This is a genomic window from Flavivirga aquatica (genome assembly GCF_001747085.1).
GTDB lineage: Bacteria > Bacteroidota > Bacteroidia > Flavobacteriales > Flavobacteriaceae > Algibacter_C > Algibacter_C aquatica.
The window spans coordinates 70,711-96,208 of record NZ_MDJD01000028.1 but is presented as its reverse complement, the minus strand read 5'-3'; the positions used below and the strand labels follow the sequence as shown (position 1 = coordinate 96,208).

The following is a 25,498-nucleotide window of genomic DNA, read 5'->3' as shown; positions in this document are numbered from 1 at the left end:
AATATACAAATTCTTTCAATTAAGTCAACCTTATTTTTGTCAATTTTTAAAAATTTCTTTTAAGAGCATTTCTAAAGCCTTATTAACTGCTTTATTTACAACTTTTACACGACTATTTCCAAAATTAAATTTCTCTGAATAAACATTATTTTTTGTGGCTATTCCAATAAATACATCTCCTATCTCTGCATCTGAATCCCCTTTTGTAGGTCCAGCATTTCCTGTAGTTGAAACTGCAAAATCTGATTTAAATAATTGCATCGTATTTTTTGCCATAGATTCTGCTACTTTAGAACTAACTACAGAATGCATCTCTATATCTGTTTTTGAAACACCTAAAACATTTATTTTGGATTCTGTAGCATAAGTAACTACACCTCCATTAAAGTATGTAGATGCTCCTGAATTTACAGTAAAACGTTCTGCTATAGTGCCACCAGTGCAACTTTCTGCTATAGCAAGTGTTTTACCTAATTTAGTAAGTTGTCTTGCTATAGTAACTTCAACAGAGCCTTCTTCATCTTCAAAACCAAAAAATTCTTTTTTTATTAAAGGTAAAACCTTATTAACCTCTTGATCAACATCCTTTATTATTTGAGCTTCATCTTCTCCCTTTGCTGACAAACGTAGTCTCATTTGTCCTAAATTAGGTAAATATGCTAATTTAATATGCTTAGGCAATGCATCTTCCCATTGTTCTATTCTAGCAGCTAAAGCACTCTCACCTAAACCATATACTAACAATGTTTTATGTAAAATGAATGGGCAATTATATTTGTTTTTTATTTTAGGGATGACTTCATTTTCTATTAATGCATTCATCTCATATGGTACTCCTGGAAGTGAAATAAAAACTTTATTTCCTTTTTCAACCCACATACCTGGAGCTGTACCTAACTTATTCATTAATACCTTTGCTTTTGAAGGCACTAATGCTTGATCTTTATTTACTTGTAAAAGCTCTGTTTTAATATGTTGTTTCCAAATCGATTCAATATTCTCTAATACTGAATCATCCTTAACAAGTGTGTCATTAAAGTATTCTGCGATTGTTTTTTTTGTAATATCATCTTTTGTTGGCCCTAGTCCACCAGTAAGAATAACAATATCTACTGCATCTTCTGCATTTTTTAAAGCCTGAAGTATGTGTGCTTTATCATCTTGTACAGAAGTAATTTGATATACAGAAACACCTATTTTATTAAGTTGTTTAGCTATAAATACTGAATTAGTATCTGTAACTTGGCCTATAAGGAGCTCATCTCCAATAGTAATTATTTCTGCTAACATTATAAATTAAAATCTGATCTTATTTCAGCTACAGCTTTATCTATAGCAGAAATAACAATATCTAATTGAGAAGTTACGTCCAAGTCTTTTTTCTCAAACTTACCCCAATCTTGAACCTCTATAAGAGTATCGAGTACTCCTAGTTCAAATAAATCAACTGTAGGTTTCATTTTATGAGCTGCTTGATAAGCCTCATGATAATCTTTATTAGCCACAGCATTTTTTAATCGTTCAGTATCCTCAGGTACTTCTTCTAAAAAAGCTTCCGCTAATGTTTCTATAAAACTATCATCATTATCAGCTAACTCTCTAACTCTATGCAATTTGTAATGTTGTTCCATTATTTTATTTTACTTTTATAGAGAACATTTCTTTGTTTTCTATAAATCCTTTTAGTTTATCATTTGGTATTACTTTACCAACTCCTGCTGGCGTACCAGTAAATATAATGTCTCCAATCTTTAAAGTAAAATATTTTGACACATATTCTATCAATTCATCAATTTTCCAAAGCATCGATCTAGTATTTCCTTGCTGAACAATATCATCATTTTTTTGTAATGAAAAGTTAATATTATTAACATCTTCAATATCTGTAATTGATAGCCAATTACCTATTACTGCTGATCCATCAAAAGATTTCGATCTCTCCCAAGGCAACCCCTTGCTCTTTAATTGACTTTGTAAATCTCGTGCCGTAAAATCAATACCTACCCCTATTTCATTATAATATTTATGTGCAAATTTCTTATCAATGTATTTACCTACTTTATTTATTTTAACTAATATCTCCACTTCATATTGCACATTATCAGAAAAATCAGGTATAAAAAAGGGTTGTTTTTTAAGAAGAATCGCTGTATCTGGTTTTAAAAAAACTACGGGATCTTGTGGTTTTTCATTTTCCAACTCTTTGATATGCTCAGTATAATTACGACCTATACAGATGAGTTTCATGGATTGCTTTTTACAGTTAAATAAGTAGTTTTGAATTAACTTAGCTTATTATTAAAATTTCTTAGTTTGATAGCCGTTAGTACTTTTTTAGTGTACAATGGAAAATCGGCATTAAGTAACCAACCAAAATATCCTGGTTCTTTTTCTAAAACATCTACAACTAATTTACCTTTATGCTTTCCGAAAGAAAAACATTCTTTTCCTTCTTTATTATAAGCTATGAAACCTGCAAAATCTGCAAACTTTTTGTGAGAACTAAATTCTGCTAAAAACTTAGTATCATTTTCTATGGCTTCGTACTTAGAAATTTGAGCTTTTAAAACCTGATAAGTTGCATTAGTGTCTGCTTCTGCACTATGCGCGCCTTCTAAGTTTTTATCGCAATAAAATTTATAAGCTGCAGTTAATGTACGTTGCTCCATTTTATGAAAAATGGTTTGAACATCTATAGCTAACCTGTTTTTCATATCAAAATCTACTTCAGCTCTCAACATTTCTTCTGCTAACAATGGAATATCAAATCTATTAGAATTAAACCCTCCTAAATCTGAATCTTTTATCATATTAAAAATCTCTTTTGAGAGCTCTTTAAAAGTAGGTTCATTTGCTACTTTTTCATTTGTTACTCCATGAATTGCTATAACTTCATCAGGTATAGTCATTTCTGGATTAACCAACCATGTTTTACTTTCTTCTTTTCCATTAGGAAATACCTTAAGAATAGATATTTCTACAATACGGTCTTTTGATATATTAACTCCTGTTGTTTCTAAATCGAAAAAACAAATAGGTTTGGAGAGGTTTAACTGCATATATTCTAGTGTGTTTTATACAAAAAAATTCTATTATATTACTTTTAATACTCGATACTTTTTTAACATTAAATCTAAAATTAGACTTTCTTAATTACTGTCATTGCATAACTTTAACTTTATTAAAAAAGTATTTAATTCACCTCAAAAAGAACTAAAAAGAATTCTAAATTTCTCTATTGATATCCCAAGCTTCTAAATAATCTTTTACAGCCTTAACGAATTGCCCTCCTAAAGCTCCATTTACAACTCTATGATCATACGAGTGAGATAAAAACATTTTATAACGAATTCCTATAAAGTCACCTTCGCTAGTTTCTATAACTGCTGGCACTTTTCGAATAGCTCCAAGAGCTAATATTCCAACTTGAGGTTGATTGATTATTGGAGTTCCCATGATGCTACCAAAAGTCCCCACATTAGTAACCGTATAAGTACCACCTTGAATATCATCTGGTTTAAGCTTATTTGTTCGAGCACGATTAGCCAAATCATTTACTTGCTTCGTCATGCCTACTAAATTTAATTGATCTGCATTTTTTATTACTGGCACAATTAAATTTCCATCTGGTAAAGCTGCTGCCATACCCAAATTAATATTTTTCTTTTTTATAATAGTATTACCTTCAAGAGAAATATTCATCATTGGATAATCGCGTAATGCTTTAGCTATAGCTTCCATAAAAATTGGTGTGAAAGTCAAATTTTCGCCTTCCCGTTTTACAAAAGCTTCTTTTACCTTCTTTCTCCAATTCCAAATATTTGTAACATCTGCTTCAATAAAACTTTGTACATGAGCAGAAGTCTGAATAGACTCAACCATATGATGCGCTATAAGCTTGCCCATTCTGGTCATTTCTATAATTTCATCTTCTCCACTGGTTACAACTGGAACTGACGTTGGCATTTCAAGAGATTTAACTTGAGTATTAATAATTTCTTTTTCAGCTACAACTTGCTCTTGTTCCCCTCCTTTATCTTGAATATAACTTAAAATATCATTTTTAGTAACACGTCCTTCTTTTCCCGTTCCTACAATAGCATCTAATTCCTCTTGATTTATTCTTTCTTTTTTTGCTATATTTTTAACTAATGGAGAATAAAATCGAGTCTCATTAGAAACTAATGGTGTAACTATATCTTTAGCAACTGTTATTGTTTGGGCTATTTGTTCAATAACTTTTTCTTGTTCAACAACCTCTTCTACCAAAGTTTCTATATTCGAATTATCATCACTGCCTTCAATTTCTATAGTTGCTAAGACTTGACCGACCTGAACAACATCATCAATATTAAAAAAACGTTCTACCAAAATTCCCTCAACCTCACTAGGCACTTCACTGTCTACTTTATCCGTAGCTATTTCCAAAACAGGTTCATCTAACTCTATAGTATCTCCTACTTCTTTTAACCAAGATGTTATTGTAGCTTCTGCAACACTTTCTCCCATTTTTGGTAATTTTAGCTCAAATTTTGCCATATCGATAATGTAATGCTTATTTTTTAATTTTATTTCGCGAAATTAATAAAAAAAGAACTATTATTTTTAATTATTCTTATTAACACAAACCTTAAACTTACTATTCTATGTTTTGTTGTGCAAAGTTAACTTGTTTAAGGTATTACTTCAAAAAAAATTGAATTTTGTTTTAATATAGATATTAGCTCTTCATTGGGCTCGACGATAATATTCCGTTTAGCCAATTTAATTAGAGGTAAGTCATCTATATGATCGGTTATTAATGTATCAATTTCATTAATATTCTCAACCTTCAAACAATTCATAACATTTTCTTTTTTTACAGCTTTCATATTTTCAAATAAGGGATCAAAAGTTGAATTAGGAAAATCTGTACCTAAACATATATTAAACTGCTCATTTTTAGCAATAACATTAGCATAACATGAAGGAGCTCCGGTAGCTAATATTTTAATATCAAAATTCTTGTCGTATACCTCTGGAATATATCTTTTTTTAACAGCTATAGTAGTTATAAAATTTTCGTAATCTATATCTACTCTGTTTTTTAATAATTTCAAAATGAAATATTTCATTTTAGCATGTGTTGCAAATAACCTAGAAGCTATAGCTAAACATAATTTAAACAATAGAATAAACTTAAAGTTCTTTATACTATAAATAATAAGATATTTTATAAAATAATGAAACGTATTTATTGTAAAAAGTGTCCCATCTAAATCAACTACTAAAACTCTTTTTTTCAAAATCTTTCCCTTTATAATCTTTAGACCATGGAAATCTAACTAAAGTATTTTTAAACAGATAGTAATCTGGCTGAATAATTGAATTCTCAATTGTCCATGAAATCACAGCTGTTTTTATTTGCGAATTTGGAAACAATCTATTTAAATTATTTTTAACTATAAACATGGTTCTTCCTGTATCTATAGCATCATCAATAATTAAAATATTTTGACTACTTTGATTTGGTGTTGATTTTAAATGAAAATCAATATTATAATTAGATAATTGATCTAAATTTAATTTATTGATTACTTTTTTTGCTTTTTTAGATTCAAAAATCCTTAATCTATCTGATATTTTACATGGTAGCACACTTAAAACCAGTTTAATTAAAAAAACATTCTTTAACCAATTATCTCGCTGAAGTTTTATCAACTTAAATTGAACACTCTCAAATTCTTTTCCTTTTTTAATTCCATTTACAACATAACCACCGCCATTAAGGATTCCAACAATCGTATCTGGTTTAAAATCTACTCTTGACATTAATTCAGAACACTTTTCAAAAAAAGTTTCGTTATTTAAAGTGATCACTTCCATCTAATTTTTTATAGAATTTTCAAACGGAATTCTATTTACAATACTTCTCCCTAAAGTAATTTCATCTGCATATTCTAATTCATCACCGACGGATATTCCTCTAGCTATAGTTGAAGTAAAAACCTTATAATCTTGAATTTGTCTGTATATATAAAAATTAGTAGTATCCCCTTCCATAGTTGGACTTAAAGCAAAAATAAGTTCTTTAACTTTTCCTTCTTTTATTTTATTTATTAATGAATCTATATTCAAGTCATGCGGACCTATACCATCTATAGGTGAAATTTTACCTCCCAAAACATGGTACAACCCTTTAAAAGAACTTGTATTTTCTATAGCCATTACGTCCTTAATATCCTCAACAACACATATAATTTCTTCTTTCCTATTTGGGTTCGAACATATTTCACAAAGTTCAATATCACTTATATTATGACATGATTTACAAAATTTCACTTCATTACGCATCGTTTTTAAAGCTTCAGATAATGCTATAGTCTGATCCTTAGGTTGTCTTAACATAAACAAAACTAAACGTAAAGCTGTACGCTTACCTATACCAGGTAATTGTGACATCTCATTTACAGCACGTTCAAGTAATTTTGAAGAAAATTCCATAATTGCGAATTTAATATTTAGCTATCAATTTCACTAAACTTTAACGAACTCTTTTTTATTTACTCATTCAATATGTCATTTAAATTTGTACTTTCAAAATCTGAAAATATATTTTATGTCGGCAACACAAATCATGTTACTTATAGCTGCTTATTTTGGAGTTCTAATTTTAATATCTTATCTAACTGGTAAAGAAGATTCTAACGAAGCTTTTTTTAAAGCCAACAAATCTGCTCCATGGTATTTGGTTGCATTTGGGATGATAGGCGCGTCCCTTTCTGGAGTTACTTTTATTTCTGTACCCGGAGCTGTAGAAACCAAACAATTTGGATATTTACAGGTAGTATTTGGATATTTTTTCGGGTATCTTGTTATTGCTTATGTTTTATTACCTATATATTACAAACTAAACTTAACTTCTATTTATACTTATTTAAGAGATCGATTTGGTAATGTTAGCTACAAAACTGGATCTGTTGCTTTCCTTATTTCAAGAATAATAGGCGCCTCCTTTCGGTTATTTTTAGTTGCCAAAGTACTCCAACTATTAGTCTTTAATCAGTATGACATTCCATTTGCAGTCACTGTTATAATTACTATTGCTTTGATCTGGCTTTATACTTTTAAAGGTGGTATAAAAACTATCATATTCACAGACACCTTACAGACGCTTTTCATGCTTGTTTCTGTTGTAATCACAATTATTTTTTTAGCATCTGCATTAGACTTAAATAGTGTTTCAGAAATTTATACTAATGTAAAAGAAAACACTATGAGTAAAGTGTTTTTCTTTAATAATATTAATGATGCTCAATATTTTGTTAAAAGTTTCCTTGCTGGTATGTTTATTACAATTACTATGACTGGGTTAGACCAAGATATGATGCAAAAAAACTTAACCTGTAAAAACCTAAAAGAAGCTCAAAAAAATATGATCTCGTTTAGCATCGTTCTTGTTTTTGTTAATATTTTATTTCTAGTTTTAGGGTTACTACTAACTCAATATGCTAGTCAACATGGTATTACCTCTAAAAAAGATGATTTATTCCCAACTATAGCTATGCTACCAGAAATTGGAGTACTAACCTCTGCCTTCTTTTTATTAGGACTTATAGCTGCAGCTTATTCAAGTGCCGATTCTGCTTTAACATCTCTAACAACTTCTTTCTGTATTGATATTATAGAATTAGATAAAAAACCAAAAGAAGCTCAAAAAAGAATTAGAAAACGTACTCATATTTTTATTAGCGCTTTATTAGTTATTGTTATTATACTATTTGATACTATTTTTAAAAACGTATCTGTTATTTGGGAATTATTCAAAGCTGCAGGGTACACCTATGGACCTTTATTAGGTTTATTTGCCCTAGGTATATTTACCAAAGTAAAATTGAAAGATAAGTATGTATGGGCAATAGCTATTGTAGCGCCTATAATATCATTTTTTATTAATATATATTCGATTGACTTATTAAATGGTTATCAAATAGGATTTGAAATATTAATTATAAATGGAATCTTAACTTTTATAGGCTTAATATTGATTCGTAGAAAGTAAAACTAAAGTACAGGCAACTTCAAAATCAATATTATTTTCTTTTAACTTCTTATAAAGTTCTGGATTTTCTGTTCCAGGATTAAAAATAACACGCTTTGGGTTTAACGAAATAATATAATTATAATACTCTTTTTGTCTTTTAGGGTTTAAATATAAAGTTATAGTGTGTATAGCTTCATAAGGTAATAACCTTGTATCAATTTCTACCTCAGACACTTTTCCCTTCTTTAAACCAAAAGCTACAACCTCAAATTTATTAGCAATCAATCTTTGTACTGCGTAATTAGAATATCTATTAGATTTTAAAGACACTCCTAATACTAATGTTTTTTTATTCATTTGTTAAAAATATGTTAATACACATCAAATATAGTAACAGAAATAAAGGTCTTGCGTCTTCTTTATAATTACATCAATCAAAAAAATCAAAATGAGAAGATTTTTCTTTTTATCCTTTATTCTATTTTCAATATCTGTAAAAGCTAATACTACAGACCCAGAAATCAAAGCAGAAAAAACTGGCACTATATCTGGAAAAGTATTAGACGCTAAATTAAACGCTCCCTTACCCTATGTAAATATTATAATAAAAAACTCTACAGGAAAAACGTTAACTGGGGGCATAACTTTAGATGATGGAACATTTAAAATTGAAAATATCATTGAAGGCAATCTCATCATTAGCATACAATATATAGGCTACAAAACTATTAAAAAAGAAATTACTATTGGTAAAGGAAATTATAGAGTTAATTTAGGCAATATTTTATTAGAAGAATCCACAGAAGGCTTAGATGCTGTTACTGTTGTTGCCGAGGTTTCTACCATTCAACAAAAAGTAGACAGAAAAATTATAACTATTGGTAAAGATTTAACGACTGCTGGAGCTAATGCTAGCGATATCATGACTAATTTACCTTCTGTTAGTATAGATCAACAAACAGGAAATATTAGCCTACGTGGTAATGAAAATGTACGTGTTATGATTGATGGGAAACTAAGTAATGTACCTATTGCCCAGCTTTTAAAACAAATTCCTTCAACATCTATCAAGCAAATTGAATTGATTACAAACCCGTCTGCTAAATATAACCCAGAAGGGATGAGCGGTATAATTAACATTAAATTACATAAAAACACCAAACTTGGGTTTAACGGAAATATAAACTTAGGACTTACTAAAGAAATTTTCGCAAAATTCAACAGTTCTATTGATATGAATTACCGAAACGGAAAGTTTAATTTCTTTGGAAACTACGGAAATAATATTGGTAAAAATGATAATTACGGAACAATTAACCGTTTAGATGATAGCTCTCAACAAAACTTTAAGTTTAACAACAATAACAAGTCTCATTTATATAAAGTTGGTGTCGATTTTTATTTAAATGATAATAATACTATTTCATTTTTCACTAACCAAAATATTTTTAATGGTAAAAACTTTAGTAATACACATATCAACTCATCAAATAACATTTCTCAGAATCAATTATTCAATAATGAATCTAATAATAATTCTGGACAATATAATCTTGCTTACAAACACAAATTTTCAAATGAAGATGAAACTTTAGATGTCGAAATAGATCATAATGATTTTAATCAAGATGAGATTGCTAAATTTACCTATTTGAACTTTAGTTTCCCTCCTAATTATATTGATAACGTTGATACAGAACGTAGTCAAACTACAGTAAATATAGATTATGTAAAGCCCATAAATGAAAAAACAAAACTTGAAGTTGGTTTACAAGCACGTTTATTTAATTCAGACATAAACTATATCTCAACTGGACAAACATTTTCAAGCTTAGGAACTCTTATTCCAACACCTAGTACTGATTTTGATTACAATAGAGATATTTATTCTGCATATTTAACCTTTCAAAAAACATATGACAAATGGAATTACCAGGTTGGATTTCGCGCAGAACAGGTTAATACAACTGCTGATGCATTAAGAATTTTTGATAGTAATTCTACTGAACTATTACCTTTTGAAAATGATTATTTTCAGGTATATCCTTCTGCTTTTATAAGTTATAAACCTTCTAATAAAAACACATATCAATTAAGCTTTAGTCGTCGTATTGATCGTCCTGGATTGCAACAGGTAAACCCTATTAGAGAATGGAGTACGCCTCGTATATCTTCTTTTGGTAATTCAAAATTACAGCCACAGTTTACTAATTCAATTGAAAGTAATTATACTAGACAATTAAAAAAAGGAAGTATTACTGCTGGTGTATTTTACAGGATCATTGAAGATAACATTAATAGATATGTTTCTATTGATAGAACTGATATAAGTGCTGCAAATGCTATTTTATCTTTTGATAATTTTGATAACACCTCTGCTTTTGGATTGGAATTATCAAGTAATTATCGTCCTACCAAATGGTGGAGTTTAAATGGTAGTTTTGATTTGTATTCTCAAAAACAAAAAGGAATTACTGAATTTATAGATACTGATGATTTACAAAATGCAACTATTAATGATATAGTTAGACAACATACAGAAGTTGATAATGTAATTTGGAATTTAAGACTCTTTAATAATTTTAAAGCTTCAAAAAAATTAAGTTTCTCTCTCTTTTCGATGTATCGTGGAGAAGAAAAAGGGATACAATTTACTCGAAAACCTATGTATTTAGTTAATACAGGTATGCGATATAGCTTTCTAGAAAACAATAGAGCGACCTTTAGCTTTAATTATAATGATATATTCAACTCCATGAAATTTGAATTTGACAGCTCAACACCATACCAATCAACTGGGAATTTTAACTGGGAAAGTAATACATGGAATATCGCACTTTCATATCGTTTTGGCGGAGGTAAATACAAAGCCTTAAATAGAAAAAAACGTGATAATAATGAAAAATCTGGAGGCGGAGGTTTTCTTTAAAATATTATTAAATAATTTAATATCCTGCATAATAATTGATGGTTAGTGTTAATGTAAGGGTATTAAATAAAAAGCCCAAAACATCTGTTTTGGGTTTTTTATTTGATACTGTCCTGTATTGAAAACAAGTTGTTTTGCTATAAACTCATCTTGACTTTTTGTTTTTAACCGAAAATGAGTTAAAATTTGTTCAGATTAAGTACTTTTTGAAAGACATAGCATCGCTACGTGTAAAAAAATAATGAAATATGAACGAATTTCAGACATTTTTTAGGAAACAGAAAAAGTCAAGATGAGTTCCATGCCAATTTATTTCTAAGCTAAGTAAAGTGCAAAAAACCTAATAAATTCTACTAGAGTTTTTTTATATTATTTCAGCACTTATACCTGCCTCAACTAACATGGAACAACGTGGTTTTAAATCGTCGTACACACCCGTTTTTACAGTACATTTTCCATTATAATGGACTATAAGCGAGCATTGTTCTGCTTGTTCAGGAGTATGATCACAAGCATAAATTAAAGTTTCTATCACATGATCAAAAGTATTAACGTCATCATTATAAACAATAATTTCGTTATTTTTCTTTTCTTTTGTAGCAGTATCAAACTGTTCTAATACTTTCTCCTGGATACTCATTATTAAAATTTTCATCTAAAATAATTTATTTTTTTAAACAAAAAGAAAAAAGACATCAAAAAATGATGTCCTTTTCAACTAAAATACTCTTTATTACGATTTTAATACATGTTCTGTAATCCAATAATATCATCACTATCAAACTCTCCATCTTCATTATTACTAAAGCAGGCTACCATAATTGAATTTGGGTTATATCCTGCGGAAGTACCTGGAATTTCATTAGCTCCAACACTTCCTACTTGTTCTCCTCTACCATTTCTACAACTTTGTCTTGTTTGCCAATCTGTATGTCTAAAGCCAACAGAGTGTCCTATTTCATGAGTAATAACATGTTCGATAACGTTTGTGTTATAATTATTTAAACCATAAATCTGTACAAACTTATTTGGCAATCCATTTGATGGAAATCCTGCAGAACCACCTGCTTCATCTTCATTTGGGTTATGATAAACAACCATATCCTTATCTTCATAGTCGGTTCCAAAAGTTAATGTAAAAGAAATTGACACACCATTTAAACGGTTAAAATTATTTACTGCCCATTGCAATCCTGTTCTCTCCTTTTCAGATAAGCCTTGCCCACTGTCTCCTGTGAAACCTATAATAGATATATTTCTTCCTTGAGACACTAAATTATTGGTACGATAGTTACGATCTGTAAGACCGTTCCCCATATCCATTTTCATAACCTGTTCTTCAGACAACATGATATCCCCTTCTACTTGAATCATAGGCTTGGTTGTTCCATCTGGCAATAAAAAATCGACTGTTCTTACATTATCTGTATTCATGTAAAAACTTGATAATTTTTTTAACATGGCTTTTGTTACTTTACCTGTATCTGTTCCAGACTCACTTTTTAATTCGTTAGTTTCATCGATTACTACATCATCTTTTTGGCAAGATTGAAAGATAAATGTTAATGATAGAATTGCTATTAAAATTACTTTAAAATTTTTCATTTTGTTTTTTAGGGTTTTAAATTAAAAAAAGATTAACGTTTTCCGAAAACTAATGACATAAGTTCACAGCCTCAATCCTCAGTGGTTAGAATAAAAACTGAGTTGAAAAATTATGCTTTAAAATAAATTTATTTTGTACGAATATAAATATATATAAAAGAATATTCTTACGGTTTTCCCGTAATGTTTGATTTTTTTTCAACAAAAACCACAAATACCTAAAAATAAACTAAAGTTTTAGCTTTTATTAAACTCTAAAGCGACCCAATTATTTTTTTCTAATTTTGATTGAAACTCAAGTTCATTTTTATTGCATTCTGCTTCTATAACTGGAATATCATCATTATAAAAACCACTTAAAAATAAAGTCCCATTTGCATTTAAGCAAGCTATATAATTCTCCAAATCATTTAATAAAATATTACGGTTTATATTAGCGATTATAATATCGTATTTTTTACCAAGTAACACACTAGCATCTCCTTCTATAACTGTGATATGTTGAGCATTATTACTCTCTACATTTTCTAAGCTATTTAAATAGCACCAATTATCATAATCTACAGCATCAATAGGTTTTGCTCCTTTCATTTCTGCTAAAATAGCTAAAACACCTGTACCACAGCCCATATCTAAAACTGATTTATTTGCGAAATCATTCTTTAAAATATGTTGAATCATCATGTGTGTTGTTTCATGATGTCCTGTACCAAAACTCATTTTGGGTTCAATTATAATATCATATTCTGTATCAAATTTTTCATGAAATGGTGCACGTACAGCGCATACATTATCAACCACAATAGGATTGAAATTCTTTTCCCATTCTTCATTCCAATTGGTTTGTTCAATCTCATTAAACTCATAATCAATTTTAAATTCTTCTGAATTTAAAATTTGAACATCTTCTAAGATAGAATCATTCCATTCTTCTTTTTGAATATAAGCCGTAACACCTTCTTCTGTTTCTACAAAACTTTCAAAACCAGCATAACCTAATTCTGCTATAAGAATTTCTACTCCTGGTTGTAATGGCGATACCTTGAATTGGTAACCTATGTATATAATATTTGACATAGCTTATTATATTGTTAATTTATTAGGTTTGTCGGATTTTGAAAACCTAAAGTTCTTTAATGAATATTTTATTACTCTATACTGCGTTAGCGATTGTAGAGAAAAGCCCACAGCGAGGTACGAGCGAGGACTTGTAACGTAAAGCGCGACCCCGATTTTTCTTCGGGGTAACGCTCTAAAATTTTTACTTAATCAAAAAAAATGAAAAGTGCTTTTTTTGATTTAAAATGCGTTTACTATAGCGAAGAAATCGTCTGCTTTAAGTGCTGCTCCACCAATTAAGCCACCATCTACATCTGGTTTAGAGAAAATCTCTTGTGCATTGGCTGGTTTTACACTTCCTCCGTAAAGAATTGAAACGTTATCTGCTACGTCATTCCCGTATTTACCTGAAAGCGTTTTTCTAATAAATGCGTGCATATCTTGTGCTTGCTCTGGACTTGCTGTTTCTCCTGTTCCTATTGCCCATACTGGTTCGTAAGCTAATACGATATTATTAAATGCTGATGCTTCTAGGTGAAATAATGCATTTTTTATTTGACTTTCTACTACAGCTTCTTCATTTCCTGCTTTTCTGTCGGTTAATTCTTCTCCAAAACAGAAGATCACACGTATTTCATTTGCTAATGCTGCATCTACTTTTTTAGCTAAAAGCTCGTCTGTTTCGTTAAAATACGCACGACGCTCACTATGTCCTAAAATAACAGTTTTTACACCTACACTTTTTAGCATACTTGAGCTTATTTCTCCTGTATATGCTCCGTTCTCTGCAAAATGCATATTTTGCGCTACAACTTCAATATATGACGATTTTAAAGCTTGATTTGCTTGTAATAAGTTAGTAAACGTTGGAGCTACCATAACCTCAGCTTCAGTCGTTCTTTCTTTACTTTTTAGTGCTTCTAATAATGATTCTGTTTGTGATAAATCATTATTCATTTTCCAATTTCCTGCTACAATTTGTTTTCTCATGTTACTAACTTACCTTCTTGAAATAGAAGGATTTTAATTAATTAAACTTTGTTTTATTTTTTTATCGTCTGCTTCTACAGCTTTGAATAGTTTTATTTTTCCTTCGGAACCTACTACCATATACCTTGGTATCCAATCTATATTTACAAATTTACCAAAAGCACTTCCCTTACCAGATTGCATGAAATAGTGTTCGCCTTGTACATTATATTTTTTAATCCCTTTTTTCCATGCTTTTTCTGTTTTATCTAATGATAAAAAGATGTATATAGCTTCTGGATATGCTTCTTGTAATGCTTTTACTTTTGGCATCCCTTTTATACAGTCTCCACACCATGATGCCCAAATATCTACTATAATTGTTTTTCCTTTGTGGGCTGTTAAAATATTTTTAAGAGACTCGTTTTTACCTTCTATGGTTGTAAACGTATCATTTAAAGCGTCTTCTGTAAACTGAATAGGTATTTCTTGATTACAGCTTAAAAAACTAAGTAAAAAAATGAGTAAGTATTTTATTTTGTTCATGTCTTTATTATTCAATTTATAAGATTCTATCTGTTCAAGAATTTATTCTAGTTTAACTTTGGGGTCTAACCATATATATATTAAGTCTACAAAAATATTGATAATTATGAACAATAGGGCTATAATTAGTACAGAACCCATAATTACTGGCAAATCTAAGGTATTTAAGGCATTTACAATTTCTTTTCCAAGACCATTCCAGCCAAAAATATACTCTACAAAAACGGCTCCTGCCAACATAGATGCAAACCATCCAGAAATTGCTGTTACTACTGGATTTAATGCATTTTTAAGGGCATGCTTTTTTATAATTTGAAATTCACTTAACCCTTTGGCTCTTGCTGTTCTTATATAGTCTTGATTAAATACTTCTAATAAACTATTTCTCATAAGTTGAATGACAACTGCTAATGGGCGAATTCCAAGTACAATTGATGGAAGTATTAAGTTTTTCCATTTTATATGCATGTCTTCTCCAAAGTCATCTAATTCATAAAGACTTCCTGTCATTTCCAAATTGGTGTATTTATGTAATACATAACCAAAAAACCAGGCAAATAAAATAGCACTAAAAAAAGATGGTATACTCATACCAAAAGTACTGAGAATTTGAATTGATTTATCCAACCATCTGTCTTTATATAATGCTGAAATAATGCCTAGAAAAACACCTAGAATCATTGCTATAATTATAGCTGTTATTGCTAGAACAAATGTATTGGGTAGTGTTTCTGCTAATACTTGGCTTACTTTTTTACCTTGTTTTGTAAACGATTCTCTTAAATACGGGAATTTTATAACTGTTGTTGTATTTCCTATAGAGAATACTTTTATTGCAGTGTATTTTCCTTGTCTTAAAAATGTATAATCTTCTGAATTGTTTGAATGAAATGAAAGTGGAGACAAATCATTTAAATAATATAAATATTGTGTTTTAATGGGTTTATCGAATCCATACTTTTTCTTAACAGCCTTAACCTGTTCTGCTGTTTGGTTTTGACCAAGCATCATTTTTGCGGGATCACCTCCAAGTACATTAAATAAAAAGAAGATAACTGTTACTACCCCAAACAATGTGAGTAATGTATAAAAGGTTTTATTTAGTAAGTAGTTTAGCAGTTGTTAAGCATTAATTGTTAGTTGATACATCTTCATTTTTAAGCTTAATCTCAACATAACCTGTATAATTGGTATTGTTCAATGCGTTTATTGAGTCTAAAACACTTTTTTCTTTTAAAACTGCAGCGCCTTCTATTTCTTCCTTATTTAAATTTAAAGCTTCTATTTCTTCTTTTTTTAATGGATTTCCATCAACTAAATATAAAACACCATCGTCTTTAACTGGTTCTGGTTTACGTTCTACTTTTGGTAATTCTAATTTGTCAATATCATTCCAATGTACTTTTTGTTTGACTGTTCCTTTGTCTAACTCTAAGATTCCTGGATTAGAACGTACTACTGTTTTAAGGGCTTTTTCATCACATAGATAAAAATTAAAATCTATATTATATGCTTCTTTTATACGCTGCTTAGCTTTATCTCCTGAAGACGTTAGTCCTATTATTTTATAACCATTATTGATAGCTTCATTTTGCAGTGCTTTTAATTTTAAAGCACCTTCTGGATTAATATTATCTAAGTTATATGATACTACAACAATAATATTTTCTTCACCTAAATATTTTTGGGTAAAATCTTCGTCTTTTCCTTCTATTGAAAAATCTACTACTGGTGGTTTATAACCTTCTTGAATAACTTTAGTTTCAACACTTATAAAATCACCTTTTACTTCTGGATACGAACCATTGGATGTAAATATTTGTTCTTCTCCGTTAACTTTAAATTTCCAATAATATTCGGCAATTGGCTTTGGTGCATCTTCTGGTGTATCCATCCCTTCTTGAATATTCTTACCTATAGCATAAGCTCTAAAATCCCAAGTTGGTAAATGCATTAATACATGATAACCAAACCATAAACTAGCAATAAAACCAAACAATGCTATTACCGTAGTTATAAATTTATTGTATAAAGGTTTTATATACTTTATTCCTATTAATAATATAATAATTAAAGCAAGTAGCACTAGATCCTTTATAAAACTCTCAAATGGTTTTAATTTTAAGAAATCGCCAAAACAACCACAATCCTTAACTTTATCAAAATACCAAGCATAGAATGTTAAAAATGTAAAGAATACTATTAAAGCAAATAAGCTCCAAACTGTAAATTTACGTTTATACCCTATTAATAGAAATACACCTAATACAACTTCTAATACTACCATAATAATAGCTATTAGTAAAGCATAAGGCTCTAGCGTAGGCATATTAAGTACATCTGGACTAAAATATTCCTGTAATTTATAAGACACTCCTAACGGGTCATTTAACTTTATAAGTCCCGAAAAAATAAACAAAGCTCCTACTAAAATTCTACTAATGGTAACAAGTATTTTCATCTATAATATTTTATTCGTTTAAATGAATTAATGCAAAAATGGCATAATTAATAATGTCTTGATAATTAGCATCAATCCCTTCACTAACTATTGTTTTACCTTTATTATCTTCAATTTGTTTAACCCGTAATAATTTTTGTAAAATTAAATCCGTTAAACTACTTACTCTCATATCTCTCCATGCTTCACCATAATCATGATTTTTATCTTCCATGAGTTTTTTTGTGATAGCTACTTTTTCTGTATACAAATTGGTTGCTTCTTCTGTCGATAAATCGGGTTGTTCTACCACACCTTTTTCTAACTGAATTAACGCCATGATAGAATAGTTTATAATACCAATAAACTCACTAACCTCGCCCTCATCAACCTTTCTAACATCATTTTTTTGTAAACCTCTAATACGTTGCGCTTTTATAAAAATTTGATCTGTAAGCGATGGCAATCTAAGTATTCTCCACGCACTTCCATAATCACTCATTTTTTTTATAAATAGACTTTTACAGGTATCTATAACGGCATCATATTGTTTTGAAGTATCTTGCATGAATAAAATGAATTTTGCGTAAATTTCGCTTAAATAGTTTAAAGTTCAAAACCTCTTATACAAACTTTAATATTTAATGTATAAATGTTGCCATGAATGCTCAAATATTTAATTTTACATGGTTTTGATTCTATAGTATCAATAATCTATTAATAAATTAGTTTCATCAAGCCTTTAAAAACAAAAACCGAGCTATTTTTATAAAATAGATTTATGAATTAGTGGCTAATAAAATTTGATATGACAATTAATTGCAAGGGAAAACTCATCGATTTATCGTTACCTAAAGTGATGGGGATATTAAATATTACACCAGATTCGTTTTATGATGGTGGTGCTCATAAAAATGAAAAGGATATTCTTATTCATGTTGAACAAATGTTAAATGAAGGCGCTACTTTTATAGATATTGGTGCTTATAGCTCACGCCCCAATGCAGATCATGTTAACGAAACTGATGAACTAAAAAGAATACTTCCCATTGTAAGTTTAATTTTAAAAGAATTCCCTAGCGCCTTACTTTCTATTGACACTTTTAGAAGTAACATTGCAAAACAATGTGTTGAAGCTGGTGCTGCCATGATTAATGATATATCTGCGGGACAATTAGATACCAATATGCTACCTACTATTGGTATTTTGAAGGTGCCTTATATTATGATGCATATGCGAGGAACACCGCAAACCATGCAGCAACAAACGCTTTACAATAATCTGGTTAATGATATTTTGTTTTATTTTTCTCAAAGAATTGAAGAAGCTAAAAAATCTGGAATTATTGATATTATTATTGATCCTGGTTTTGGTTTTGCTAAAACTTTAGATCAGAATTATATATTACTAAATAAGCTTGAGCTTTTTAAAATAATTGAAAAACCATTGCTTGTTGGTATTTCCAGAAAGTCTATGATCTATAATATATTGAAAACATCTGCTAAAGATGCTTTAAATGGAACTAGCATTTTAAATACCATCGCTTTACAAAAAAACACATCCATTTTAAGAGTTCATGATGTTAAGGAGGCTATAGAGTGTATTAAATTAGTTCAAGCTCTAAAATAAAAATAACCTTAACACGTACCTGCTAAGGTTATTATATAATTTTTTAATTTAAAAGTTTTCCTTCTTTAATTTTATCACCATATTTCTTTTGAAATGACTGCGCATCAACTTTCAATTCTGTTATAAGTTTTTCAGTTGAAATAGCTTCTCTTATATTACGGCCTTTATACGAAGTATAACTTTTATTATCATCCATATATACTATGGTATTTAAATTAGGAACATAAACAATGTTAATATTTTCAAAACCTCTATCCTTAATATCATTAGGTAATTCACTTAATTCATTACGATATCGATGATTAATAAGCTCTGTAACTTTACCACTTCTAACAACACCTATTGTTGCTATAACTTTAGAATTATTTACAAAAGGTATTATTAATTTTTGTTCTTTTGAAATTATGCCATCTATTCCTTGTCCATTATAATCTAATAACCTTTTGATATTAATTTCTTTATAAACAATTTGAGATGCTGATTTTGATTGTTCCAAAGCTTCAGGTGAAATTCCAAAATTAAATTGATCTTTCGAAGTTCTTAAAATTTCTATCAAATCATTTTTTCCTTTTTCTATTACTTTCTCTAACGAATCATTCTGAGCATGTAATGAAGTGGTTAGCAAAATGATTAATGAACTTATATAAATTGTTAAATTTTTCATTGTTAATGTTTTTAATATTATTATTTCTTACTAATACTATACCAGGTTCTCCAATGTGTTCTATTTCCCGGAGGGTCTACATAAGTATCGTATGTAATTAGTCTTTCAGAACCTACGCATGGCGCCCAAGGATCATTTAATACAACATATTTAGTATTAGCTACAGTAATATAGCCTTTTATAACAAGAACATGTCCTACAACACCAGGAGTACCGTATGCATAACCAAGTACATCTTTAGAACAGTAAATACATTTTTTTAATTTACTCCAACTTAATGCCGTTTCAGATTCTGAAAATTTTAATCCAGCATAATCTAACTCTAACCATCCAGGACTGTTACAATCACTAGTTTTTGGGCAACTAGTTCCATCATTTTGAAAATCACAGCAGTTGGTTTTTCCAAATCTATGATTTGCCAAATCACATTGCGATACACTTTTCCCTTCATTCTGCGCTATCATTTGTGTAGTAGCTGCCCAACACCAATTATTTGTTTCTTGTGGTTTTAAAGTATTATTAATACTCCCCACAACCTTACTTGGCGAGCAACAATTTTGGGTAAAAAAAGCTATAATAAGCACTTTTAAAATTAATAAAAATTTTGTTTTCATGATTTATATTTGTGTTAATAACCTACTCTATTAAGGCTTTTCGGTATCGCCTTATACTTATATAAGCATATCTTAATAAGACATTAGCACAACAAATATAAATACATGAATATCAAACAATAACAGGTTAATTCCCTTTTTATTCAAGGGGTATTTCCCTATTTAAATAAAAACAAATAAATTCATTATACATCATAGGTATATGTTACTCCATCATAGAAATATGTAAATAATTCCTTTTATTAAAATTAGATTCTACATCTAATACTAAATTCGTTTGTATGTAACCATATTTTATTAAATTTACAAAAACACACTATTTTTGGAAATCTTTAAAGACCTTTTTAAATTAACAGTTGTAGACTTTATAGATGTTATTCTAGTAGCACTACTTCTCTACTACGTTTACAAACTAATTAAAGGTACTGTAGCTATTAATATTTTTATTGGTATTATTATTATATATGCTGCATGGCGGCTAACGGGTTTTTTAAATATGGAGCTGCTTACTAGTATTTTTGGTGGCTTTATAAAAGTAGGAATCATTGCATTAATTGTTGTTTTTCAACCAGAAATAAGAAAGTTCCTGCTCATGGTTGGGTCTACAAATTTTAGTAATCGCCGTAAATTCTTAAAACAATTTAATTTTCTAAAAACCGAAACGACTAACGAAACAGATGTAGATGCTATTATTTCGGCTTGCAATAAAATGTCTATATCAAAAACAGGAGCGTTAATTGTTTTTGAACGTAACAATAACCTAGATTTTTTATCATCATCTGGAGATGAAATGAATATTAAAGTTACTCAACCTATTATTGAAAGTATCTTTTTTAAAAATAGTCCTTTACACGATGGTGCTATTATTGTTAATAATAATATTGTAAAAGCAACTCGTGTTATCCTTCCTTTAAATAACGAAAAGAATATTCCTCAACGTTTTGGTTTACGTCATAGAGCGGCTATTGGTGTTTCAGAAAAAACGGATGCATTAGCATTAGTTGTAAGTGAAGAAACGGGACATATTTCTTATTTCAAAGACGGTGAATTTGTTGTATTTAAAGACAACAACCATCTTAATTTAATGATTAAACAAGATTTAACTTAAATATTTATAGACTAATAAAATTACCTAAAAATAAAGTCAAATTAAACTACCTCCTCCTTTAAAAATTGTACTTCGTATAAATTCTTATAATAACCATTCTCTTTTTTAAGAAGTTCATCATGAGTACCTTGTTCAACAATTTCACCTGCATCCATAACAATAATTTTATCTGCTTTTTTAATCGTTGCTAATCTATGAGCAATAATAATAGATGTTCGTCCTTTTGTTATTTTATCTGTAGCGTTTTGGATAAGTTGCTCAGAATACGAATCAACCGAAGACGTTGCTTCATCCAAAACCAAAATACTAGGATTAGTTACATACGCTCTTAAAAATGAAATAAGCTGACGTTGACCAGACGATAACATTGCGCCTCGTTCTTTAACATTATAATGATAACCATCTGGTAATGTCATAATAAAATCATGAATCCCTATATCTTTAGCAGCTTGTTGTACTCGAGTTTCGGTAATTTCAGGATGATTTAATGTAATATTATTTAAAATAGTATCTGCAAATAAGAATACATCTTGTAGCACTACTGCAATTTGAGTTCTCAACGACTCTAAAGTCACATCTTTTATATCAACATCATCTACAGAAATAACACCTTCTTTAATTTCATAAAAACGATTTAATAAATTAATAATCGTAGATTTTCCTGCTCCAGTAGCCCCAACAATAGCTATAGTTTCTCCAGCATTTACATTAAAGGAAATACCTTTTAAAACCTCTTCGTCTTCTACATAATTAAAATGAACTTTATCAAATTTAATACTTCCATTAAAATGTTCAGCAACATGAGTTCCTTTATCATCTATTTGAGAAACAGTATCTAATACGCTAAACACCCTATTAGCTGCTACCATTCCCATTTGTAATGTATTAAATTTATCTGCTATCTGCCTAAGCGGTCTAAACAACATTGGAATAAACATAATAAAGGCAATCAAATCACCTTGAGAAACAGTACCATTTTCCAATACCACATTTAAACCGCCATACCAAGCTACTAAACCTATAGTTATAGATGCAGATAAATCTGCTAATGGAAAAAAAATAGAATTATACCAAACAGTCTTAATCCATCCTTTTTTATGTCGTCCATTAATCGATTTAAAATTCTCATATTCAATAGATTCACGAGTGAATAACTGTAATATTTTCATACCAGTTAATCGTTCTTGAACAAATGAATTTAAATTAGAAACTTCAGTTCTTACTTCTTCAAAAGCTTTTTTCATATATTTTTGAAATATACGAGTTGCATAAAGCAATAATGGAAGCATAATAAAAACAATAAGACTCAACTTAAAATTAATATACATCATCACTCCAAACACTACAGCCATAGCTAGTAAGTCTTTAAAAATCATGAAGAATCCTTGTCCAAAAATATCTGCTATACGTTCCATATCTGTTACGGCTCTAGTTATAAGAACACCTACAGAAGAATTATCATAATATTTCATTTTAAAACGAAGCAAGTGATTAAATAATTTCACACGAACATCCATCACTAAATTCTGCCCTAACCAAGCAGCATAATATATAAATACCAGTTGAAATACTGTTTGAAGTATTAAAACAGTAAGCATAATTATAATATAAAACAAAAAATCCTTTGCGTCTTTATTTGTAATACTATCATCTACGGCGTACTTCGTTAAGTAAGGAGTTGCTGCACTAAATATAGCTGATAAAACAACTAATATATTAAGTCCAAAAAACACAGTTTTATAAGGTCTTATATACTCAAAAAGTCGTTTAAACAACTTAAAATCAAAAATACTTTCTTTTGTTTTACTCATTTATATTTTTATATCTTCAGGATATTCAACGTCAATTAAATACAATCCATTTGCAGGCACAGAAAATCCTGCTTGGCTCCTGCTTTTAGATTGTATAATAGTATGCAAACTTTCAACACTTACTTTACCTAATCCTATATTAATCATAGTACCAACTATGGCTCTAACCATATTTCTTAAAAACCTATTGGCTTTAATAACAAAATGAAGCTCATCATCTTTAAAAAACCACTCGGCTTTCATAATATCACAGTTATAAGTATTCACATCGGTATTACTTTTTGAAAAGCATTGAAAATCTTTGTATTCAAACAAAATTTTTGCAGCTTTATTCATCTTATCAACATCCAAAGCTTGCTTTACATAAAAAACATCATTAAATGTAAACACATTTTTTTTTAATGTTACTCTATATAAATAGGTTCTACTTAAAGCATTAAAACGTGAATGTGCATCTTCTTTTACTTTAAAAATTGCATGTATAGCAACGTCTTTTGGCAAAAAGGAATTCAGTTTAAAAACAATGTTAACAGCATCAAAAATAGCATCCGTATTAAAATGCGCATACATTTGCTTAGCATGAACTCCTGCATCTGTACGTCCTGCTCCCATAATACTAACTTGCTCCCCTAACAATGTTGATAGTGCTTTCTCAATAACTTCTTGAACAGACAAAGCAGTTGGTTGATTTTGCCAACCGTGATAAGCAGTACCCTTATAAGAAAGCTCTATAAAATACTTCATATTATTTTTAAGGAGTGAGACATAATAGGCTATCGACAATTATAATAATTACCGTAATATTTTTCGAAGCTCATTCCAACCTGTTTTAATACTTTTGTTGAAATAACAAAGATAGCAGTTTTGTTAATCCTGAGAAGGCTAGAATCTTAATTATTTATTAAACCCATATTACATTAAAAATCTATTACATAATAGCAAAGTAATAGATTTTATAAAAAAATACTATGACTAGAATATTACTCCTTTCAGACACACATAGTTATATCGATAATGATATATTAAAATATATAAAACAAGTAGATGAAGTGTGGCATGCTGGAGATATTGGCGATTTAAAAGTAACAGATGCTATAAAAGCTCTAAAACCATTAAAAGGGGTTTATGGCAATATTGATGAAGCAAAAATACGTATAGAATTCCCTGAAAACAATCGCTTTATGTGTGAAAGTGTTGATGTCTGGATAACACATATTGGTGGATACCCAAACGCTTACAATGTAAGAGTACGTGATGAAATTAAAGCTAATCCCCCAAAGTTATTTATTAGCGGACACTCACATATATTAAAAGTAATGCCTGATAAAAAACTAAACCTATTACACATGAATCCTGGTGCGGTAGGCAAACATGGGTTTCATAAAGTTCGTACTATGTTACGTTTTACTATTGATGGTAGTAAAATTGACAATTTAGAAGTTATTGAATTTCAAAAAAGGTAACTCTAATAAGTTTTATCAATATTAGTCCAATTAATAATAACAAAAAGAGACAATCTCGTTAAACTAAAATCTAACGCTTCAATGATATTAGATTAGTTCCTCTTATTATTTTAAATAATACTACTCATAATTTCGAAATAGAATTTCAAAAAAAAGCCCAAGATCTTCACCTTGGGCTCACGCACTAATACTACTAAGATGTTAGGTTTATCGTAATCGATCTACAGATTTTACGAGATCTTCATCCTTCTTGATGGCCTTATTAGCTAAAGCCAAAAACACGATAGAAACAATAGGAAGAAACATCCCAATACCTTTCTCAGAAACCGCCGTTTCTCCAGATATATTTAGAGATAGATATACAAAAAATCCTAATAAAATAAAGTTTAATATGATATTAAGTCGCCCCAAAACAAATTGAGACTTCCTGTTTTTGTACATAAAAATAGTTATTAAAGATAATAAGGCAGAACCTAAAAATAATCCTAAGTAAAGTATATCATCTTTAGCAAACACATTTATACCTTCATTTGTAACCCATAAATGGAGTACAAAAATTAATCCTGCTGAAACACCAGCAGCACATAAAAGATAGATAGTTTGAATACGTTGTAACATAAATATTTTAAAAACTAGA

General features: G+C 29.4%; 27 protein-coding genes. 5 read left to right on the top strand and 22 right to left on the bottom strand.

Annotation, left to right across the window (positions count from 1 at the left end; translation table 11 throughout):
• Nucleotides 1-39 precede the first annotated feature (39 nt).
• The 8 genes from A8C32_RS05635 to recR all read right to left on the bottom strand — a co-directional run bounded on the left by A8C32_RS05635 (nt 40) and on the right by recR (nt 6,483).
• Entirely contained in the window at nt 40-1,290 is a 1,251-nt protein-coding gene (locus A8C32_RS05635) for a competence/damage-inducible protein A (RefSeq protein ID WP_069829466.1), read from the bottom strand.
• On the bottom strand, nt 1,290-1,631 hold the full coding sequence (locus A8C32_RS05630; protein ID WP_069829465.1) for an Hpt domain-containing protein: 342 nt from the start codon (nt 1,629-1,631) through the stop codon (nt 1,290-1,292). Before A8C32_RS05630 ends, A8C32_RS05635 begins: the two co-directional genes overlap by 1 nt.
• Before the next feature lie 4 nt (nt 1,632-1,635).
• Nucleotides 1,636-2,247 carry a fumarylacetoacetate hydrolase family protein gene (locus A8C32_RS05625; protein ID WP_069829464.1) on the bottom strand — a complete coding sequence of 204 codons (612 nt, stop codon included), beginning with the start codon at nt 2,245-2,247 and terminating at the stop codon, nt 1,636-1,638.
• A 35-nt stretch (nt 2,248-2,282) separates the two neighbouring features.
• The gene (locus tag A8C32_RS05620; RefSeq protein ID WP_069829463.1) at nt 2,283-3,059 is read right to left on the bottom strand and encodes a 3'-5' exonuclease; all 777 of its coding nucleotides are present in this window, start codon (nt 3,057-3,059) and stop codon (nt 2,283-2,285) included.
• A 166-nt stretch (nt 3,060-3,225) separates the two neighbouring features.
• On the bottom strand, nt 3,226-4,539 hold the full coding sequence (locus A8C32_RS05615; RefSeq protein WP_069829462.1) for a dihydrolipoamide acetyltransferase family protein: 1,314 nt from the start codon (nt 4,537-4,539) through the stop codon (nt 3,226-3,228).
• Between the two features lie 134 nt (nt 4,540-4,673).
• Nucleotides 4,674-5,285: an HAD family hydrolase gene (locus tag A8C32_RS05610; protein ID WP_069829461.1), complete on the bottom strand. Its 612-nt coding sequence runs from the start codon at nt 5,283-5,285 to the stop codon at nt 4,674-4,676.
• On the bottom strand, nt 5,260-5,865 hold the full coding sequence (locus A8C32_RS05605) for a phosphoribosyltransferase (RefSeq protein ID WP_069829460.1): 606 nt from the start codon (nt 5,863-5,865) through the stop codon (nt 5,260-5,262). Before A8C32_RS05605 ends, A8C32_RS05610 begins: the two co-directional genes overlap by 26 nt.
• Nucleotides 5,866-6,483 carry a recombination mediator RecR gene (gene recR / locus A8C32_RS05600; protein ID WP_069829459.1) on the bottom strand — a complete coding sequence of 206 codons (618 nt, stop codon included), beginning with the start codon at nt 6,481-6,483 and terminating at the stop codon, nt 5,866-5,868.
• A 115-nt stretch (nt 6,484-6,598) separates the two neighbouring features.
• Between recR and A8C32_RS05595 the strand changes: the two genes are divergently transcribed.
• On the top strand, nt 6,599-8,041 hold the full coding sequence (locus A8C32_RS05595) for a sodium:solute symporter (RefSeq protein ID WP_069829458.1): 1,443 nt from the start codon (nt 6,599-6,601) through the stop codon (nt 8,039-8,041).
• Here the strand turns inward: A8C32_RS05595 and A8C32_RS05590 are convergent.
• Nucleotides 8,018-8,380, bottom strand: coding sequence for a CoA-binding protein (locus A8C32_RS05590; RefSeq protein ID WP_069829457.1), 363 nt, complete (start codon nt 8,378-8,380; stop codon nt 8,018-8,020). The genes A8C32_RS05595 and A8C32_RS05590 overlap by 24 nt on opposite strands.
• A 91-nt stretch (nt 8,381-8,471) precedes the next feature.
• Between A8C32_RS05590 and A8C32_RS05585 the strand changes: the two genes are divergently transcribed.
• Nucleotides 8,472-10,952: a TonB-dependent receptor gene (locus A8C32_RS05585; RefSeq protein ID WP_069829456.1), complete on the top strand. Its 2,481-nt coding sequence runs from the start codon at nt 8,472-8,474 to the stop codon at nt 10,950-10,952.
• A gap of 364 nt (nt 10,953-11,316) precedes the next feature.
• Here the strand turns inward: A8C32_RS05585 and A8C32_RS05580 are convergent, their stop codons facing one another.
• From A8C32_RS05580 to A8C32_RS05545, 8 genes are all read right to left on the bottom strand, one after another.
• Entirely contained in the window at nt 11,317-11,592 is a 276-nt protein-coding gene (locus tag A8C32_RS05580; RefSeq protein WP_069829588.1) for an ATP-dependent Clp protease adaptor ClpS, read from the bottom strand.
• Between the two features lie 101 nt (nt 11,593-11,693).
• A complete protein-coding gene (locus A8C32_RS05575) occupies nt 11,694-12,557 on the bottom strand; it encodes a M57 family metalloprotease (RefSeq protein WP_069829455.1) in 864 nt (287 codons plus the stop codon).
• Between the two features lie 237 nt (nt 12,558-12,794).
• On the bottom strand, nt 12,795-13,634 hold the full coding sequence (prmA, locus tag A8C32_RS05570; RefSeq protein ID WP_069829454.1) for a 50S ribosomal protein L11 methyltransferase: 840 nt from the start codon (nt 13,632-13,634) through the stop codon (nt 12,795-12,797).
• A 222-nt stretch (nt 13,635-13,856) separates the two neighbouring features.
• Nucleotides 13,857-14,606, bottom strand: coding sequence for a triose-phosphate isomerase (gene tpiA / locus A8C32_RS05565; protein ID WP_069829453.1), 750 nt, complete (start codon nt 14,604-14,606; stop codon nt 13,857-13,859).
• A 33-nt stretch (nt 14,607-14,639) separates the two neighbouring features.
• Nucleotides 14,640-15,131, bottom strand: a complete 492-nt coding sequence (locus A8C32_RS05560; protein ID WP_069829452.1) for a TlpA family protein disulfide reductase — start codon at nt 15,129-15,131, stop codon at nt 14,640-14,642.
• Between the two features lie 42 nt (nt 15,132-15,173).
• On the bottom strand, nt 15,174-16,250 hold the full coding sequence (locus A8C32_RS05555) for an ABC transporter permease (protein WP_069829451.1): 1,077 nt from the start codon (nt 16,248-16,250) through the stop codon (nt 15,174-15,176).
• Between the two features lie 10 nt (nt 16,251-16,260).
• Nucleotides 16,261-17,592 (bottom strand): BT_3928 family protein, encoded by a 1,332-nt coding sequence (locus A8C32_RS05550; RefSeq protein ID WP_069829450.1) that lies wholly within the window; start codon nt 17,590-17,592, stop codon nt 16,261-16,263.
• A 10-nt stretch (nt 17,593-17,602) separates the two neighbouring features.
• The gene (locus A8C32_RS05545; RefSeq protein ID WP_069829449.1) at nt 17,603-18,139 is read right to left on the bottom strand and encodes a DUF1599 domain-containing protein; all 537 of its coding nucleotides are present in this window, start codon (nt 18,137-18,139) and stop codon (nt 17,603-17,605) included.
• A gap of 240 nt (nt 18,140-18,379) precedes the next feature.
• On the opposite strand from A8C32_RS05545, the gene folP reads away from it, so the two are divergent.
• Complete coding sequence (gene folP / locus A8C32_RS05540; RefSeq protein ID WP_069829448.1) at nt 18,380-19,201, top strand: dihydropteroate synthase; 822 nt, start codon at nt 18,380-18,382, stop codon at nt 19,199-19,201.
• A gap of 43 nt (nt 19,202-19,244) precedes the next feature.
• On the opposite strand, the gene A8C32_RS05535 is transcribed toward folP, so the two are convergent.
• On the bottom strand, nt 19,245-19,865 hold the full coding sequence (locus A8C32_RS05535) for a hypothetical protein (protein ID WP_069829447.1): 621 nt from the start codon (nt 19,863-19,865) through the stop codon (nt 19,245-19,247).
• A 20-nt stretch (nt 19,866-19,885) separates the two neighbouring features.
• Complete coding sequence (locus tag A8C32_RS05530; protein ID WP_069829446.1) at nt 19,886-20,479, bottom strand: C39 family peptidase; 594 nt, start codon at nt 20,477-20,479, stop codon at nt 19,886-19,888.
• 322 nt (nt 20,480-20,801) lie between these two features.
• On the opposite strand from A8C32_RS05530, the gene A8C32_RS05525 reads away from it, so the two are divergent.
• Complete coding sequence (locus A8C32_RS05525; protein WP_069829445.1) at nt 20,802-21,587, top strand: diadenylate cyclase; 786 nt, start codon at nt 20,802-20,804, stop codon at nt 21,585-21,587.
• Nucleotides 21,588-21,628: 41 nt separating this feature from the next.
• Here A8C32_RS05525 and A8C32_RS05520 read toward each other — a convergent pair whose 3' ends face one another.
• A complete protein-coding gene (locus A8C32_RS05520; protein WP_069829444.1) occupies nt 21,629-23,398 on the bottom strand; it encodes an ABC transporter ATP-binding protein in 1,770 nt (589 codons plus the stop codon).
• Entirely contained in the window at nt 23,399-24,142 is a 744-nt protein-coding gene (gene truA, locus A8C32_RS05515; protein WP_069829443.1) for a tRNA pseudouridine(38-40) synthase TruA, read from the bottom strand.
• Nucleotides 24,143-24,366: 224 nt separating this feature from the next.
• On the opposite strand from truA, the gene A8C32_RS05510 reads away from it, so the two are divergent.
• Complete coding sequence (locus A8C32_RS05510; protein WP_069829442.1) at nt 24,367-24,861, top strand: metallophosphoesterase family protein; 495 nt, start codon at nt 24,367-24,369, stop codon at nt 24,859-24,861.
• A 207-nt stretch (nt 24,862-25,068) separates the two neighbouring features.
• Here A8C32_RS05510 and A8C32_RS05505 read toward each other — a convergent pair whose 3' ends face one another.
• Nucleotides 25,069-25,479: a DUF4293 domain-containing protein gene (locus tag A8C32_RS05505; RefSeq protein ID WP_069829441.1), complete on the bottom strand. Its 411-nt coding sequence runs from the start codon at nt 25,477-25,479 to the stop codon at nt 25,069-25,071.
• Nucleotides 25,480-25,498 lie beyond the last annotated feature (19 nt).